General features: G+C 42.0%; 16 protein-coding genes. 12 read left to right on the plus strand and 4 right to left on the minus strand.

The window, feature by feature from the left end; genetic code table 11:
• Positions 1 to 56 precede the first annotated feature (56 nt).
• From CYCME_RS01165 to CYCME_RS01185, 5 genes are all read left to right on the plus strand, one after another.
• Entirely contained in the window at positions 57 to 1,736 is a 1,680-nt protein-coding gene (locus CYCME_RS01165; RefSeq protein WP_020931886.1) for an aminotransferase class III-fold pyridoxal phosphate-dependent enzyme, read from the plus strand.
• Positions 1,658 to 4,408 (plus strand): glycosyltransferase, encoded by a 2,751-nt coding sequence (locus tag CYCME_RS01170; protein WP_223253209.1) that lies wholly within the window; start codon positions 1,658 to 1,660, stop codon positions 4,406 to 4,408. Before CYCME_RS01165 ends, CYCME_RS01170 begins: the two co-directional genes overlap by 79 nt.
• 64 nt (positions 4,409 to 4,472) lie before the next feature.
• Positions 4,473 to 5,315 carry an archaetidylserine decarboxylase gene (gene asd, locus CYCME_RS01175; RefSeq protein WP_051184131.1) on the plus strand — a complete coding sequence of 281 codons (843 nt, stop codon included), beginning with the start codon at positions 4,473 to 4,475 and terminating at the stop codon, positions 5,313 to 5,315.
• Between the two features lie 101 nt (positions 5,316 to 5,416).
• Positions 5,417 to 6,061 carry a hypothetical protein gene (locus CYCME_RS01180; protein WP_016390792.1) on the plus strand — a complete coding sequence of 215 codons (645 nt, stop codon included), beginning with the start codon at positions 5,417 to 5,419 and terminating at the stop codon, positions 6,059 to 6,061.
• Positions 6,062 to 6,064: 3 nt separating this feature from the next.
• Positions 6,065 to 7,240 carry a nucleotide sugar dehydrogenase gene (locus tag CYCME_RS01185; protein ID WP_020931889.1) on the plus strand — a complete coding sequence of 392 codons (1,176 nt, stop codon included), beginning with the start codon at positions 6,065 to 6,067 and terminating at the stop codon, positions 7,238 to 7,240.
• Positions 7,241 to 7,499: 259 nt separating this feature from the next.
• Here CYCME_RS01185 and CYCME_RS01190 read toward each other — a convergent pair whose 3' ends face one another.
• A complete protein-coding gene (locus CYCME_RS01190) occupies positions 7,500 to 8,183 on the minus strand; it encodes a PhoH family protein (protein WP_015006985.1) in 684 nt (227 codons plus the stop codon).
• 617 nt (positions 8,184 to 8,800) lie between these two features.
• Between CYCME_RS01190 and CYCME_RS01195 the strand changes: the two genes are divergently transcribed.
• On the plus strand, positions 8,801 to 9,313 hold the full coding sequence (locus CYCME_RS01195) for a disulfide bond formation protein B (protein WP_020931891.1): 513 nt from the start codon (positions 8,801 to 8,803) through the stop codon (positions 9,311 to 9,313).
• 25 nt (positions 9,314 to 9,338) lie between these two features.
• On the opposite strand, the gene CYCME_RS01200 is transcribed toward CYCME_RS01195, so the two are convergent.
• From CYCME_RS01200 to CYCME_RS01210, 3 genes are all read right to left on the minus strand, one after another.
• Complete coding sequence (locus tag CYCME_RS01200; RefSeq protein ID WP_223253210.1) at positions 9,339 to 10,184, minus strand: prenyltransferase; 846 nt, start codon at positions 10,182 to 10,184, stop codon at positions 9,339 to 9,341.
• Between the two features lie 85 nt (positions 10,185 to 10,269).
• Complete coding sequence (locus CYCME_RS01205) at positions 10,270 to 11,058, minus strand: SDR family NAD(P)-dependent oxidoreductase (RefSeq protein ID WP_020931893.1); 789 nt, start codon at positions 11,056 to 11,058, stop codon at positions 10,270 to 10,272.
• Positions 11,058 to 11,684 (minus strand): FMN-dependent NADH-azoreductase, encoded by a 627-nt coding sequence (locus CYCME_RS01210; protein ID WP_015006981.1) that lies wholly within the window; start codon positions 11,682 to 11,684, stop codon positions 11,058 to 11,060. The genes CYCME_RS01205 and CYCME_RS01210 overlap by 1 nt, the downstream gene beginning before the upstream one ends.
• 308 nt (positions 11,685 to 11,992) lie before the next feature.
• Between CYCME_RS01210 and CYCME_RS01215 the strand changes: the two genes are divergently transcribed.
• The 6 genes from CYCME_RS01215 to CYCME_RS01240 are packed head-to-tail and all read left to right on the plus strand — an operon-like array spanning position 11,993 to position 16,970.
• Positions 11,993 to 13,216 (plus strand): aromatic ring-hydroxylating oxygenase subunit alpha, encoded by a 1,224-nt coding sequence (locus CYCME_RS01215; RefSeq protein WP_020931894.1) that lies wholly within the window; start codon positions 11,993 to 11,995, stop codon positions 13,214 to 13,216.
• A gap of 1 nt (position 13,217) precedes the next feature.
• The gene (locus CYCME_RS01220) at positions 13,218 to 13,568 is read left to right on the plus strand and encodes a hypothetical protein (RefSeq protein ID WP_015006979.1); all 351 of its coding nucleotides are present in this window, start codon (positions 13,218 to 13,220) and stop codon (positions 13,566 to 13,568) included.
• Positions 13,565 to 14,344 carry an SDR family NAD(P)-dependent oxidoreductase gene (locus tag CYCME_RS01225; protein WP_015006978.1) on the plus strand — a complete coding sequence of 260 codons (780 nt, stop codon included), beginning with the start codon at positions 13,565 to 13,567 and terminating at the stop codon, positions 14,342 to 14,344. Before CYCME_RS01220 ends, CYCME_RS01225 begins: the two co-directional genes overlap by 4 nt.
• A gap of 25 nt (positions 14,345 to 14,369) precedes the next feature.
• Positions 14,370 to 15,029, plus strand: coding sequence for a glutathione S-transferase family protein (locus tag CYCME_RS01230; protein ID WP_015006977.1), 660 nt, complete (start codon positions 14,370 to 14,372; stop codon positions 15,027 to 15,029).
• A 50-nt stretch (positions 15,030 to 15,079) separates the two neighbouring features.
• On the plus strand, positions 15,080 to 16,435 hold the full coding sequence (locus CYCME_RS01235; protein ID WP_016390800.1) for an aromatic ring-hydroxylating oxygenase subunit alpha: 1,356 nt from the start codon (positions 15,080 to 15,082) through the stop codon (positions 16,433 to 16,435).
• Positions 16,428 to 16,970 carry a 3-phenylpropionate/cinnamic acid dioxygenase subunit beta gene (locus CYCME_RS01240; RefSeq protein ID WP_016390801.1) on the plus strand — a complete coding sequence of 181 codons (543 nt, stop codon included), beginning with the start codon at positions 16,428 to 16,430 and terminating at the stop codon, positions 16,968 to 16,970. The genes CYCME_RS01235 and CYCME_RS01240 overlap by 8 nt, the downstream gene beginning before the upstream one ends.
• Positions 16,971 to 16,973: the final 3 nt, after the last annotated feature.

A 16,973-nucleotide genomic window follows, 5' to 3' on the forward strand; every position in this document is an offset into this window, starting at 1 on the left:
CTGTCATTTTTGAGTGTTAATGTTTGCGATATATTTTATTGCGAATAACTACTCATATGCCTGACACTGATGTCTTCTATACTGCGCTTGCTCTATTATCCTTTTTCTTTTTAATAAAAGTCTCAACACGACTGAAGCTTTCTAGGGCTAAGCATCCCTCTGTCCGAGGACATTCAAAATGGGCTAGGCGAATTGCTAAATGGGTTCCTTATTTTTCTTACGATGAAGAGGCATTCTTTAGTAGCGATGAAGCTCCAATAGCTGTCGTTAATCAACGAAAAAAGGGTTTTAAGCAGCTAAGTGAAAGCTTAGCCTGCCACTCGCCAAAATCTACCGGGTTTTATGCCAGCTTAGAAGACAGTGTATCGGATGTACGCTTTACTAATTTATATCGAGTTCCCTATCCGTACCGTAACTACCTTGGTGAGCATATAAAACCAGCCTCAATTGTCACTGAGTCCTCAGGTGTTATGCTGAAGGATCTCGATGGTCGCTGTGGAGTTGACCTGAGCGGTTCCTATGGGGTGAATGTTTTTGGCTACGATTTTTATAAGTCTTGCTTGAAAAAAGGGTTCGAAAACGCACAAAACCTGGGCCCTGTCTTGGGGCCTTATCACCCAATAATTAAAAATAATGTTGAAGAATTGAAGCGAATATCTGGTCTTGATGAGGTGTCGTTTCATATGTCTGGTACAGAAGCAGTTATGCAAGCGGTACGCTTGGCTCGTTATCATACCGGTAAGCGATATTTAGTTAGATTCTGTGGTGCTTATCATGGCTGGTGGGATGGGGTTCAGCCAGGCATTGGCAACCAACGTAAAACTAATGATGTTTATACATTACGTGATATGAGTGAACGTACGTTGAGTATTTTACGAACACGACGTGACATTGCCTGTGTGTTGGTTAATCCGTTGCAAGGGCTGCATCCAAATTCAGATGCCTCAAGTGACGCTATGTTGGTTAATAGCGAAAGAGAAGCGGCCTTTGATAAGACAGCGTATAGCGAGTGGTTACAAAAACTTCAGCAAGTGTGTAAAGAGCGCTCCATTGTATTAATTTTTGATGAGGTATTTACCGGGTTTAGGCTCTCTCATAAAGGCGCGCAAGGTTTTTTTGCTGTGCAGGCCGATTTGGTTACTTATGGTAAGACCGTAGGTGGCGGTTTACCGGTGGGTGTTTTATGTGGCAGGCATCATTTAATGCAGCGTTTTAAAGAAGATCGGCCGGCGAATGTGTCTTTTGCGCGTGGCACGTTTAATTCACACCCGTACGTTATGACTAGTATGGGTGCTTTTTTACAAGCGGTTCAAGCAGAGGATATTCAACGCTCATATCAAGTGCTCGAGCAGGTGTGGAACGATAGAGTGCAGCAGATGAACCAAGCATTAAATGAGGCTGGTGTGCCAGTCAAGCTTGCCAACCTCAGCTCTATTCTCACTGTTTTATATACCCAGCCCAGTCGCTATAACTGGATGTATCAGTATTACCTAAGGAATGAAGGCATCCTGCTCAGTTGGATAGGAACAGGAAGGCTGATTATGAGCCATAACTTTACTGATGAGGAATTTGCTGAGGTGATTAAACGCTTCGTTTCGGCGGGTGTGAAGATGAAAAAAGATGGTTGGTGGTGGCAGGAATCGGCATTAACGAATAAATGGATAAAAAGGCGGATGTTGAAGGATATGGTGAAATCGGTATCAGCAAAAAGGTTAGTGAAAGAGGCGAAGCGATGATTGACTTTACATCGAATGCGGTTATTAGTGATTTTCGCCAGTCATTAAAAGATGAGTTTGGGGAGTATCTGCGTACAGCACAAGAAGGCTTGGATTACGAAAACTGTCTGAAGATTGATTTTCACTGTCATGATCACAATAGTGATGTGCCCGATGAACTTTGGGGAAGAATCCTTGGCTTACCAGAAACATGGCTTAAGACGGATAACTTGGTTAAATGTTTACATAAAAATGATTGCGACGTTGTGACGATAACCAATCATAATAATGCTCGGTCATGTTGGGAGTTAATTGCTGAGGGTAAGGATGTGCTGGTGGGTACTGAGTTCACCTGCTATTTTCCTGAATATAATTTATTTGTTCATGTGTTAGCGTATGGTTTTAATGCAGAGCAAGAAAAACACCTTAATAAAACACGCGAAAATATTTACCAATTTTTAAAATTCGCAGCTGCTCAAAATATACCCGTTATATTGCCTCACCCGCTTTATTTGTATACACGTGATAACAATATCGATCAGGCTTTATTCGAGAAATTAGCGGTCATATTTCAGCGTTATGAAGTGCTCAATGGTCAACGAGATTTATGGCAAAGTGTTTTAACCTTAAATTGGGTAAAAACGTTAACGCCTGAAAAAATCAATTTGTATGCTGAAAAGCACGGCTTAACGCCCAGTGACTTTGCTGTTGACCCTGACAAACCCAAAGTATTAACGGGTGGCTCGGATGATCATATGGGGGTGTTTGCAGGCGAATGTGGGTCGTACCTCTATGTGCCAAATTTAGCGCAGCGCTTGAAAACAGAAAAACCTTCAGCGTTAGCCTTAGAGGCGTTAATTGAGGGCCGTGTCGTGCCATTTGGTTATGTGGAAGAAAATCAAAAACTGAATATCGCCTTGTTGGACTACTTTGTACAAGCCGCCGTTAAAATAGAAGACCCAGGCTTACTTAGACTGTTTTTTCACCGAGGAGAAGCATCAGATAAAGTGGCCTGTTTTATTATTGCTAACTTATTGTTGGAGCTAAAAAAGAGCAAGAACGCTCAGAGTTTTTTTAAATTTATTCATAAGGCGCTCCAAGGTAAAAAGCCAGGCAAACTACTGACTTGGAAGGTAAAAAAAGATTATAAGTTTTGTATCGAGCATTTAACGCGTATCGCAGATAGTAAAGGCGGGTCGCCGAATGTTTTTGTGAATACAGTTAATACATCTGTTCAGGTACTCTATAAAAAACTAAGTTTATTAATTGTACAGAGGCTAAAGACGTCATCGGTTGGATCGGGTAAGCAGTTAAGCAGCTTTTCTACCGCGGATCTGACCAGTAAGTTTGAAATTCCCAGCCAGTTAACGGCGCTGTTTTATAAAGACAAACCCCAGCAAGATTCCATCAGCAATATTAATATTGGTGAGCTATTAGACCATCTATCGTTTCCTATGTTGGTGAGTATGGTTCTCTTTAGTGCAACATTTGCTAGTACACGGTTGTTATACCAAAACAGATCATTCCTTAATGACTTCTCAGAGCGTTTAGGGTGTAACCAACACCCTAAACGTGCGCTTTATTTAACCGATACGCTCAGAGATAAAAACGGTGTTTCTAATTCATTGTCAGCCAAACTTAAGGAAATTCAGCAGTCAGACTTGCCAATTGATTTTCTTGTTTGTAGTACTGATATTGAAGAAGAGGCACATTTATATGTCGTTGAGCCAATAACAACGTTTAGTGTTGGGAAGTTTGGTGAGCAAGAACTTAGAGTGCCTGATTTTCTTGAAGTGGCGAAGGTGTTTTATGAAGGGGGTTATGATCGAATTATTTGTTCAACCGAAGGCCCTATGGCGATTGTTGCACTGGTACTTAAGCATATGTTCAATGTGCCGGCATTCTTTTTTATGCACACTGACTGGGTCGAGTTTATTAAAAATACCACAGACCTAACGCAACATGAATTAGATAGAGTTAGGCGTGCACTTCGCTTCTTTTATAAGCAATTTGAAGGCGTTTTTGTGCTTAACACGGAGCATCAGTCATGGCTCACTGGGCACCATATGCAATTAGAAGAAAGTCGGGTGCACTTAACTGCACATCACGTCGGGAAATTTGATGATATGCAAGTCATGCCATTGAGAAAAGAAGAGCTGTTTAACGATGCCAACAGTGAAACACCGGTGCTGCTTTTTGCCAGCCGCTTAAGCAAAGAAAAGGGCATATTCGATTTGCCGTTTATTTATCAAGAACTGAAAAAAAGGCTGCCAGATATTCGCTTTGTGATAGCCGGGTCTGGGCCAGATGAAGACGAATTAAAGGCTCAAATGCCAGAGGCAAATTTCCTTGGGTGGGTGGATAAGCAAACAATGGCAGCTGCTTATGCAGGGCTTGATTTAAAAGTGTTCCCATCACGTTTTGATACGTTTGGAAATGTTGTTTTAGAAGCATTTACCCAAGGCATGCCAGTGATTGCATACAATACAAAAGGCCCCAAAGATATTATTGAAGATGGAATTAATGGATTTTTGGTTGAAGATAAGCAGCAAATGGTTGAGCAAATAGAGCAGTTTTTTTCAAGCAATGTTAATAAAGCGGCGATGCGAGAAAATGCCCTTAATAGATGTCAGCAATATCAAGCGGAACCAATAATGGCTGAATTTATGACAAACCTCGGCCTTAACGATTAATAAAAAAGTGAATGTCGTTGAAGGTTAGTGCGGCTTGAGACAGATGATTTCTAGGCTAATGCGAATGGAACGGTTAAATTTCTTATTAACAAACCGTATACCCCGTAAACTTTTCACTCACCTAATGGGGTGGTACAGCAAGATACAAAGCCCAACGCTAACAAGCTTATCCATCAGTATTTGGCGTATTTTTTCACCCGATTTGGACTTTTCCGAAGCAAAAAAACATAGCTTTAATTCATTGCATGAGTGTTTTATTCGCCAACTAAAAGAAGGGGTAAGGCCGATAGATACGTACAAAGGAGGCGTTGTTAGCCCTTGTGATGGCATTGTTGGTAGTCATGGCAAGGTCGATAATGGGGTGGTCTACCAGGCGAAGGGTTTTCCCTATCACGTTGCCGATTTAATTCCGGATAAGGCGCTGCAGAAACGGCTACAAAACGGCTGTTATGTAACGTTAAGGCTAACCTCAACGATGTATCATCGTTTTCATGCACCCATCGATTGTGAGGTAGATAAGGTTACATATATCTCGGGCGACACATGGAATGTAAACCCAATTGCCCTGACCCGGATTAAGAACTTATTTTGTAAAAATGAGCGAGCGTTTATAGAGTTAAAAACAGGGCACAAAGATGAGTGTCTTGTGCTGGTGCCCGTTGCAGCTATTTTGGTGGCTAGCATGCAGTTTCACTGTTTAGCAGCCCCCCTGAATCTTCGCTATAAAGGGCCTAATGTCTTGCCTTGCTCAGCCCTTTATAACAAAGGGGATGAGATGGGTTATTTTGAACATGGCTCAACTATTTTAGTTTTTGCCTCCAGCGAATTTGTAATAAACGAAGGCATTAGACAAGGCCAGCGTATAAAAATGGGTGAGCCGCTGTTACATAAAGCTACGTTTCGATAGTAATTAAAAGCTATTACAGTTCGCTAAACGGTCATAAGGGTGACATGCTAATGTCATATAAAGACGGCAAGCTGGTGTAAATTAATGATTGGAATTTCACCATGGGTTTTTTTGAAGAGCTACGTCAACAGCGCTGGGATGATCACCGTTACTATCATCATAATAGAGTAAACCAAGCGCTACATCTTTTTAGTGCAATGAGTTTTCTACTTAGTTATTACTACTTGTTTAAAGACCCAGTTGTTGCGGTTATGGTTGGTTGGTTAATTGCAATGGTGTTAAGGCAGATAGGGCACTTCTTTTTTGAACCTAAAACCTATGATGATGTTAATAACGCATCACATGAATATAAAGAGAAAGTGAAGGTGGGTTATAACCTACATCGTAAAATAATTTTATTGAGTGTTTGGCTGCTGTCGCCTCTATTTTTATTGATAAGCCCTAGTTTTTTCGGCTTATTTGAACACGCCTCATCGAGCTATGATTATTTATACAACACCTCAATTCTTTGGTTGATTGTTGGTATTGGCGCTATTTTATTTAGAACGATTCATTTGTTTTTTATCATGGGCGTTCAATCCGGTTTGGTCTGGTGTAGTAAAATTATGACAGACCCGCTTCACGACATTTATATCTATTACAAATCACCGTACCTTTTATTAAAGGGTGATATGTATGATGAAATGAGTGATTGGTATGATGAAGATTTACAGGGCAGTCTAAAGAAAAATGGCCGTGTGGGCTAGCGAATGAAAATAGCGATAGCAGGTGCAGGCTATGTAGGCATATCGTTAGCTCTGCTATTGTCACAACGTAATCAGGTTGTTATTTTTGATATTTCAGCAGAGAGAGTTACTTTATTAAAACAGAAAAAATCGCCTATAGACGATGCAGACGTTAAGCAGTTTTTAAAGGATGATAGTCTTTCCTTGGTGGCTACCAACGATCAATATGAGGCGTATAACGAGGCTGATTATGTCATTATTGCCACGCCCACCAATTACAATGTGGATACCAATGCTTTTGATACCTCTTCTATAGAAACGGTTGTTGGCGATGTTTTGAGCATTAACCCTGAGGCTGTGATGGTTATTAAGTCAACGATTCCAGTTGGCTATACCTATAAAGTAAGGGAGCAATACGGTACAAAAAACATACTGTTTTCGCCGGAGTTTTTACGCGAAGGAAAAGCACTGCATGACAATTTGTACCCTTCTCGCATTATTGTTGGTGAAAAATCAGAGCGAGCAAGAGTGTTTGCTAAGCTGTTGGTGGATGGTGCAAAACTGCCGGCTGATGAAATACCGATATTATATACACACTCAACGGAGGCCGAAGGGGTTAAGCTGTTTTCAAACACGTACCTTGCAATGCGGGTTGCCTACTTTAATGAACTCGATAGCTATTGCGAGTTACATCAATTAGATACGCGTCAGGTGATTGAGGGCGTTGGTCTAGACCCAAGGATTGGTAAGCATTACAACAACCCGTCATTCGGTTATGGTGGTTATTGCTTACCTAAAGATACCAAGCAATTATTATCAAATTATCAACAAGTGCCGAATAATTTAATTAAAGCCATTGTTGATGCCAACAATACGCGTAAGGACTTTATTGCCGAGCAAATTATAAAAACCCAGCCAAAGGTAGTGGGTATATATAGACTTATTATGAAGCAAGGCTCCGATAACGTTCGTTCTTCAGCCGTGCAGGGTATTATGAAGCGTATTAAAGCCAAAGGCATTGAGGTGATTGTTTATGAGCCAGTGCTGGAGGAGACGAGTTTTTTTAATTCGCCGGTCATGAGCAATTTGGATTCTTTTAAAAGCCAAGCGGATCTTATTGTCGCCAATCGATTATCAAATGATTTACACGATGTGCTGTGCAAAGTGTATACAAGGGATTTATTTGGTAATGATGCATAGGTGAGAGCAGAATCGTTGCAGCCAATATAAGCTTATTTATAACGCACAGTTCTTTCAAATAAAATTAAGCACAGGTAGCTTGCCGAACCGTATAGTTGTGGGTAAGTTGCCTGCTTCAATTGATCAAAAACGCAAAGGGTTTGGAGCTAATATTGGTTTTCGCTGAGAAGAGGCTTTTTTATGAAAGAGCCGATAAAAAGCTGGCTACGTACTCTATGAGTAAATACATATCAGCTATTTATCGGCAAGTATGACGGTTTTAGTTGTATTGAGCGTCTTCCATAAAGGCTTCTATCCACATTTTGCATAGTGGTGAGCGAACAATGTCTTCAACTTGAAACTCTATAATAGGAACCGGTAAGTTTAATTTGTTGATCAGTTGTAGAACTTTGTGTAAGCCATTGGAGCCCATGATGTCAGATTGCATAATATCGCCATTGATGATGACTCGTGAATTGTCGCCAACACGGGTAACAAACATTTCCATTTCTTTCGGACTAGTATTTTGTGCTTCATCTAAAATAACAAATGCATCATTAAACGATCGTCCGCGCATGGTTTCAAAAGGGGCTATTTCTAAGTTGCCGTTTTTAAGCATGGTGTCATAGGTTCCGTCGCCTAATTGCTGCCGAATAACATCGGTAAATGGGGCCACCCAAGGCGCCATTTTTTCAGTTAACGTGCCAGGGAAAAACCCCAGTGACTCCGATGCAGATACATTAGGCCGTGTTAAGACAATTTTGTTAATTTCGCCATCAAAATACATACGTGAAGCTAGCGTAGCCGCTATGTATGTTTTACCTGTACCGGCGGGGCCCATCACGCAAACCATATCATTTTCAAAAATGGCTCGAATATACTCTTTCTGGGTGAAATTTTTAGCCAATATTTCCGGGCGGTTATCAACGACATAGAACTTTTCCTTTTTACGACGGGCGCTCATAAAGTTATCTCCAGATCATTTAGGGGGGGTAAAGCGAGTGATGATTAAGTATTAGGTCGAAAATAAGTAGATGGCTTGCTACAGCACATATGAAAATACTAAGTAAGCTGAAGAGCGCGATTAATGCACCCTTATCCATATTGTTTAAGCTTATTAGACTTATATGCCTGACTTTATTTTTCTTTGGTCTATTAAATACACCGTGATGGCTTATCGGTTGAGGCTTGTTATCTGCGCGCAAGTTTTTAGCAAAGGTGGCACTGTGAGCTAATGATGAGGGAGCATTAGCGACCAATGTCATCGACCTTGGTTTTTTTGAGTTTTGCTACTACCTGACGCAATCACGCTATTCATTCGAACAATCCCTGAAGCCAGTATTAAACTTAAATAGCTAATGTAGTGATGTTTTATCACAGTTCTTTAAAGCTGTATAGCCGTCATGACGGTTGATTTTGGGCTTATTTAGCTTGAAGGCTTTTTTTGCTAGACTAAGAAATAAGCATGGTCAGCTTTAGTATGGGTATTCTAAGTATTATTCTTGATATTTTACTGAGTAAGCATATAGAGCAGCCGTTAAACTGCACGATTAGTAACGAATATAAAATTGAGATATCAAGATGATGAAAGCATGTACAGCGGTATTGCCCAGTAAAAAACTAGTTTGGTTGATGCTTATTGTCTTCAGTCTTCTTTTGGAATCAGTTGCGTTAATTTATCAGTATGTTTTGGATTACCCTCCTTGCGTTGTGTGTATTCAAATACGAATTTTACTTGTTGCGATGATTGTCATTTCGTTAATAGGGCTGTTATTAAGGGCTTATATGTCTTCACGCTTTGTTAGTTTATTGGCCTTGTTAGCTGTGTGTGGTGTTTCTATCGAGCGCTCTTGGATGTTATTGGGCACAGAGCGGGGCTTTATTTTTGGCAGCTGTGGTTTCGATTTAGGCTTGCCAGCTTGGTTAGCGCTTGATGAATGGCTGCCGTTTGTTTTTAAAGTACAAACGACATGTGGTTATACACCTGAAATAGCGTTTGGCATTACGATGGCGGAAGCCTTATTGGCCTTTTTTAGTGTGATGGCCTTATTTATTGTTTATTTATTATTTGTTATTGCGAAACCAGCTGAATAGGGCTTTATCAACAATAGTGTATCGTTTAGAGCAATATTGCGATGCTAAGCAACAAGGGTATCGATACTACAACGGCAACATTGCTTGCTAGATAAAGTGGGTGTTTACCAATGCACTCTTTATGTTTTATCGCACCATATAAAGCAACGCATGCCAGTGGCATAGGCGTTAAGGCAATCCAACTTTGGCTGGGCAAATAACCAATCAAAACATTAGCAGTAATTATTAACATTGTTAAAAGTGTGAATAAACCGTAAATAAAATTACTTAGGTTAAAGCCGTAGGCAATTGGAAAGTGGTTGCGCCCTATTTGAGCATCGGCTTGTATATCGGGGTATTGATTAAGCAGTAATAGGTTATTAGCGAGTAAAAAAGGAATTACGCCAATGACAAAGCTTTTAGCCAAATATTCGCCGGTTAATACAAACTGGGTGCCCACGACCATCAAAATGCCAAAGCCTACCCCCGGTGTGAGGAGGCAAATGATGGGTCGTTTATTGATGTATTGAGTATATGTCAGTATTAAGCCTATTCCAATCAGCCCGATCGGCAATAATCGAAGGCCACAGTGCGAGAGGAAAAAACAGCCGATCAAAGTGGTTAGAAGGAGAGAAAAAATGCCAATATAGAAGACCATATTGGCATTGTCAGGGTGTTGAGGTAAGGCACCACTGCCACCTGAAAAAGGTGTTTTTATCGTGATTGAATCTAGCCCGCTTTTGAAATCAAAATATTCATTAAGGGTGTTGACGCTGATGTGGGCCAATAAAGCGCCGGTTAGTGCCAGCAACAGAATGGGAATGCTAATGTCTGGCTGGCTAGAGATCGCAATACTGGCTCCTAGGAACACACAAGCCATCGTTAAAATCAAGAACGGCAACCTCATCGATAAAGTGGCGACGGCAACCTCATCGATAAAGTGGCGACGGCGAGCATCATGGATTAAGAATGCTAAATTAGACGCAAGATTTTACAACACCACCATCAACGCGTACGGCAGCGCCGGTGGTTGCCGAGGCTAACGGGCTGCATAAATAGGTGACCATGTTGGCGACTTCTTGTGTATCAGCAAAACGTTTGATCAGTGACGAAGGCCGCATAGATTGGAAAAACTCTTTTTCGAATGCTTCAAACTCTTGACCGCCGCTGACCTGATCGACAAATTCAACGACACCTTCCGAGCGTGTAGGGCCAGGTAACACGGCATTCACAGTAATGCCGGTACCTGCACACGTTTCTGCTATACCGCGTGAAACTGCCAGCTGGGCTGTTTTGGTGGTACCGTAATGAATCATTTCTTGCGGAATTTGTATGGCGCTTTCACTACTAATAAAGATAATTCGCCCCCAGTTTTTTTCTCGCATATAGGGTAAATAAGCACGTGATAGTCTGACACCGCTGAGAACGTTAACGTTAAAAAAACGTTCCCAGTCTTCATCAGGAATATCCATAAAGTCTTTTGGCTCGAAAATGCCTAAGGCATTGACCAAAATATCTATGTGAGGGTGCTCGGCGGTCAGTTGATCACAGCCTTTGCTGGTTGAAAGGTCAGCGCTTATATATTCAACCTGTGCTTGAGGATATTCAAGCAGGATTTTTTCTTTAGCCGCGACCAAATTGGCTTCATTTCTGCCGTTAATAATAAGCTGTGTGCCTTCTGCAGCGAGCGTTTTGGCGATGGCAAAACCAATGCCTTGGCTAGAGCCTGAAACGAGGGCTTTTTTATCTTTAATTTGTAAATCCATTATGTGTTTTCTCCGAGTGTTGTTGCTTTTTCCTTCGCTATAGCAATGGCATTGTTCACTGAGTTTGGGTCGGCTAAAGTGGGTTCTATCAAGACACTATTTATTTCCCTAAAGCCAATAAAGCCTAAAGCCATTTCTAGGTAAGTTTTTTGAAAATCCATGCCCTTCGCCTCAGGAGTGCTGTATTCGCCACCACGAGAATAAATGGCGGTAACCGGTTTTCCTGTCACTAACCCAAAGAAGCCGGTCTCGGGGTTAACGCTAAAAGTAAGGCCAGGTTGAGTGATGATATCAATATAGTGTTTTAACTTATAGGGGATGGAAAAATTCCACATAGGAACGCTAAGCAAGTAGCAGTCTGCGTTTTTAAATTGCTCAATAAGCGTAACGATCTGTTGCCATGCAAGGGCCTCAGCTTCATTGGGGTTTTGGCCGTGTAAGACACTGTATTTGGCATTCAGGCGATCGCCATCAAACTCAGGCAAGTTCATATCCCAAATATTTAATGTGGTAACAGTATTGTCTGCTGAAACTGATTTAAAGGCACGAATGTATGTATTCGCAACATCAGTAGAACTTGAGCGTTCACCGCGTGGTGATGCTTGAATATAAAGTAGTTTGCTCATGGTGTCCTCGTAAATTATTGAGTTGATATTTACCCTAACATCCCTTAACGAAGCTGTGAATTTTTTCATATTAGATGAAGCTAATTTGCGAGGGGGTTTACAAAATTTATTTCAGTCGAACGATTAAAAATCTCAGAAATAGCATGGTGTTATAGGTAAAAATTAGATGACTGAAAATATAGCTTGCCAATAGAAAATTTTCATAGACAGCCACGAAGCATTATGATTTACTAATTAACGTTCGTTAGAATTTTGCGGGTAAACATAAATCCCACCTTCATAGGTCGGAGAAACTTCGGAGAAAGAGAATGGGAAATGCAAGTGTTATGGCGATACCGCCACTGGGCTCACATGAACTTGGTACGGAAGCTATTCCGTCCGATCATTATTCGTCGCAAGCCTTTTTTGAGCAGGAAAAGGAAAACATATTTAAGAAAACATGGTTGATGGTAGGCAGAGAAAGTGATGTTGCCGAGCATGGCGATTATATTACTTATTTTATTGATGCCTTAGAAGTCTCCATCATCATCACTCGAGATAAGCATGGGCAAGTGAACGCTTTTTATAATGCGTGTACACACCGAGGGGCGCATGTTTTGACTGAGCCATGCGGTAAAGCAAAATTTATGACCTGTGGCTTTCATGGCTGGGTCTTTGACGCTGAAGGTCAGTTAGCAGACGTGCCGGGTGAAGATCTTTTTGGTGACTTTGATAAAAGTAAATTGGGCCTTAAGCCAGTATCTGTTGATGTATGGGGTGGGTTTGTTTTTATTAACCTTGACCCCAAGCCAAGTGTTCCTCTGAAAGAATATCTACAGCCGCTTAATGAGTCTTTTGACAAGTACCTAGGCAATAAAGATTGGACGTGGAGCTATGGCTGGCGCTCTACATTTAATGCCAACTGGAAATTATTGGTGGATGCACAAATCGAAGGCTACCACGTTGATCAGACACACCGTAATACCATCGCGGGTGCTATCCCGGGTACTTATGCGCCAGCTGATGTTTATCCAGACAGTATTGGCGTGCCGGCAAGAGTTTGTGCATACCGGCCGGAGGAAATGATGGGTATACAAACAGACGTTGCTCTATTGTCGGCCAAGCACGGAGCCACTTCTTTGTACACAAAGTCTGAAAATGAGTTTAGCGCAGATGATGGCGCTGGTGTTTTAAATGATGATCATCCGTTGTGGATTTTTGATGCTTATTTATTATTTCCTAACGTCGTTTTATTTATCCAGAAAGGCCAAATTCTAGTTCAAAGAACGCTGCCTATTTCGCCCGATAAGTGTCTTTGGGAAGTAGATTTCTTCCACACCGGTGAAATAGAAAACTTTGGCCAATTGTTCAATTCTGAACAAGGTCGTATTCAGATTAGGGATGTATTAACCGAAGACTTGTACACGGCTGAAGGCATTCAGATGAACTTTAATGCAGGCATCATAAAAGAGATCCATATTAATAGGCAGGAAATCCCTATTCGTGCTTATTACCATCGTCTTATGAGCGCAATGAAAGGAACAGGAGAATAAAATGAGCAACGCGATAGCACGCCCAGATACCAGTGATATTGAGGCTGAAATAAACAAATGGGCGCTTCCAACCACAGAAGATAGGCTGGTAAAGCGAATGAATAGCACAATGGATGAGATTAATTCATTCCATTATGCAATGTTACCAAAGCTGCCTGCGATCATTGATTACTTAAACCAATTTAAATTGGCTGACTTATCAGAAGAGGACCTTAAGCTATCAAGAGCAGCTCTTGCCATGTGTGAGGTTGATAATGCGGTGTATAAATGGAAAGCACCGATTTTAAACACCGGCATCGATACGTTGAGAATGGTTAAAAAGTCAGGCTTTAGCGACAGGGTTATCTTATGAGCGGTCGTCTAGCAGGAAAGGTTGCTTTAATAACAGGTACCGCAGGTGGTCAGGGCCGTGCAGCGGCAGAAATGTTTGCCGCACAAGGCGCAAAAATTGTTGGCTGTGACGTAAAAGAAGGCGAGCACGAGGAAACAGTTCGCCGGGTTGTTGATGCGGGTGGTGAAATGGTCAGCCGTGTTGTTGATTTAGGCGACGAAGATCAAGTAAAAAGCTGGATAGATTTTGCAGTAGAAAGCTACGGTGATTTTGATATTTTATATAACAATGCGTCCGCCGTACGTTATGGCAAGATTGATGAATTTTCAACCGAAGACTGGCACTGGCTAGTTCGTAATGAGCTGGATTTGGTGTATTACGCGATCAAACATGCCTTTCCAATTATGAAGCGCCGAGGGGGTGGCAGTATTGTCAATACTGCGTCTGCTGCGGGTGTTATTGGGTCTACTTTTGCAGGTCATATCCATCAATTTGCACATTCCATGACAAAAGGCGGGGTGATTGCGATGACGCGAACATTAGCGGCAGAGTTTGCCGATGCCAAAATACGCGTTAATAGTATTTCCCCAGGATTAATTGAAACCCCCGCATTTGCTGTTTTCCCAGATAAAGCGCTGTTGAAGAAAATGATCGATGACATTATGAAACTACAGCTGATGGATGTATTAGGGCAGCCTGAAGATATTGCTTATTGCGCACTCTATTTGGCCTCAGAAGAATCCCGCTTCGCGACGGGGCAAAATTTTTGTATCGATGGTGGCCTCACGGCTATTTAATTAAACAATCACATAAGGAATGAACATGATTAAGCTTTATCATATAGAAGCTGAAGGGGATCCCTTCGGTGGCTCACGAAACGGTTGTAAAGCCGTTATTGCATTAGAAGAAATTGGTGTGGGTTATGAAATCAATGCATTAGATCGGATGGCTGATTGTCGACCTACCGATGCGCCTTACCGACAAATAAATCCAAATGGTGTCACACCCACGATAGATGATAATGGTTTTATTCTTTGGGAGTCAGGCGCTATTCTTCAGTATCTAGCCGATGCAAATCCGTCATCTGGCTTATTACCAACAGATTTAAAAGAACGTGCCAAAGTTCTACAGTGGGTAGCGTGGGAAGGAGCATCCTTTGCGCCGGCTTTACTCAACTTCTTTTTCGCCATGACCGCGCCTGAGCCAGATGAAGCAACTGTTGCCAGTACCAAAGAAGCTTTCCTAAGCACGTTAGGTATCCTAAATAAGCAATTAGCAGGGCAAGACTATATCTGTGGTTATTACTCCATTGCCGATATCGCTATTGGCGCGATTACCTCGCTATCTTTTCTTCTTGGTCTTGATTTATCACCCTACCCGAACATTTTATCTTGGTTAGCTCGTTTGCGTGAAAAACCATCTTGGCAAGCAGCGCCAGCGGTAATGTCGGATATGGAGGCTGGTAAAGAACAAATTGGTTAATAGTCAATTCGAGTGCTTAGCCAAGGTATAGCGCTTAGGGAGGATAAGAGATGAGTAAGTTTGATTACAATAAATTAATAGATAATGAAGCAGCGCTGCAATCACGCAGTATTTTTTGGGAACCAGAGATTTATCAAGAAGAGCTAAAGCAGATCTTTAATCGCTGCTGGCTTTTTTTGGGACACGATAGCCAATTACCTGAAGCAGGCGACTTTTTAAGAACTTACATGGGCGAAGACGATGTTATCGTCGTGCGTGGTGAAGATGGTGAGGTAAGAGCCTTTTTGAATGCCTGTAGTCACCGAGGTAATAAAGTGTGTCATGCAGAGTGGGGTAAAACAAAAGCCTTTACGTGCTCCTATCATGGTTGGGCGTATGACAATATGGGTGAGCTGGCTGCCGTGCCGCTAGAAGAATCAATCTATGACAATTTGGATCGTAGTAAGTTAGGTTTGGTACCGGTGGCTCGGGTACAAAACTACAAGGGAATGATCTTTGGTACCTTTGCCGAAGAAGGCCCGGACCTAGTGGAATACTTAGGCGACATGGCCTATTACCTAGATGTTGTACTCGATGCTTCACCAGAAGGGATGGAGCTTATCGGCACGCCATACCGAGTAGAAATACCCGGCAACTGGAAGCTACCTGTAGAAAATGCGATTGGTGATGGCTATCACGTAGCTTGGGCACATGCGGGTGCTATGCGAGTGGTGGGCACTATTGGTCAAGGACGTAGTGAATCGGTTCTTGGTATTGGCAAAGATAACACCGGTTTTGATGACTCAGGGCAATTACAAATTGCAATACCGCCACATACTATCTTATCCACACTCGATGGGCAGTCAGGCTATGCACTATATGATAATCCCGGGCCGTGCATTGAGCACCTTGAGCGAGTGAGGCCAAGTGTTGTGGAGCGTTTAGGTGAGGTGCGTGGTAAACAATTACTAGGCTCAGAGACGCATATGGGGGTTTTCCCTAACTTGCAAATTATTCAGGGTTTAAACCTGCTGCGGGTTATTCACCCGAAAGGCCCAGGTGCTTTTGAGGTGGCAACTTATTCTATGGCAGATAAAAACACACCTGATGAGGTGAAAGATATTATTGTCAAACATGTCGGTCAGACATTCGGCTCAGCGGGTATTTTAGAAGGTGATGATGGTGATTTTACCGAAGCGATCACACACTCTCCCAATGGGTATGCAACTAGGCAAATGAAGGGTTGGCTGGGTATGGCTAAGGGGCGAACAATGGATTGGGATGGGCCTGGGGAAGCCTCCCCGGGTATTGTTAATGAGCTTTGTCAGCGAGAGTTTTATGCGCAGTGGCAACGAACTATGTTGGCTGAATCAGCCAGCGATATTTTGCCGCAAGCACCGATCCAGAAGGAGTCTGTCAATGGCTAGAAAACAAAAAATAGCGCCAGTGGGCAAAGACACAGATATGCAAACAGCTTATCGAATAGAACGGTTTTTGGCAGCTGAAGCACGTGTTTTGGATGAAGAACGTTACGATGATTGGCTGACCATGTTGGATGAAAACATTGCTTATAAAATGCCTATTCCAATGAATACTTATCGAAGAAACAGGCTAGGCAAAAGTTCCATTTGTGAAACGATGATCTACGATGAAAACTTTGAAAAGTTAAAGCAACGAGCAGCCAGAGAAGATACTGGCATGGTTTGGCTAAACGACCCAGCGACCCACCATGTTCGTACCGTAACAAATATTGAGTCGTTTTGTACCGAGGAGGCGAGTGTTTACGATGTACGAAGTAAATTTACCTTATTGCGTGCAAGACGCGATAAAGACCATATTAGCCATACCGGTACACGTAAAGATTTGCTGCGTGATACTGGTGATGGCCTGAAGTTAGTCGCAAGAACGGTGTTTTTACCTGCGCGGGTGATCGTCGACAAAAACTTAAACATGTTTTTCTAAGCA

Source organism: Cycloclasticus zancles 78-ME (genome assembly GCF_000442595.1).
GTDB lineage: Bacteria > Pseudomonadota > Gammaproteobacteria > Methylococcales > Cycloclasticaceae > Cycloclasticus > Cycloclasticus pugetii.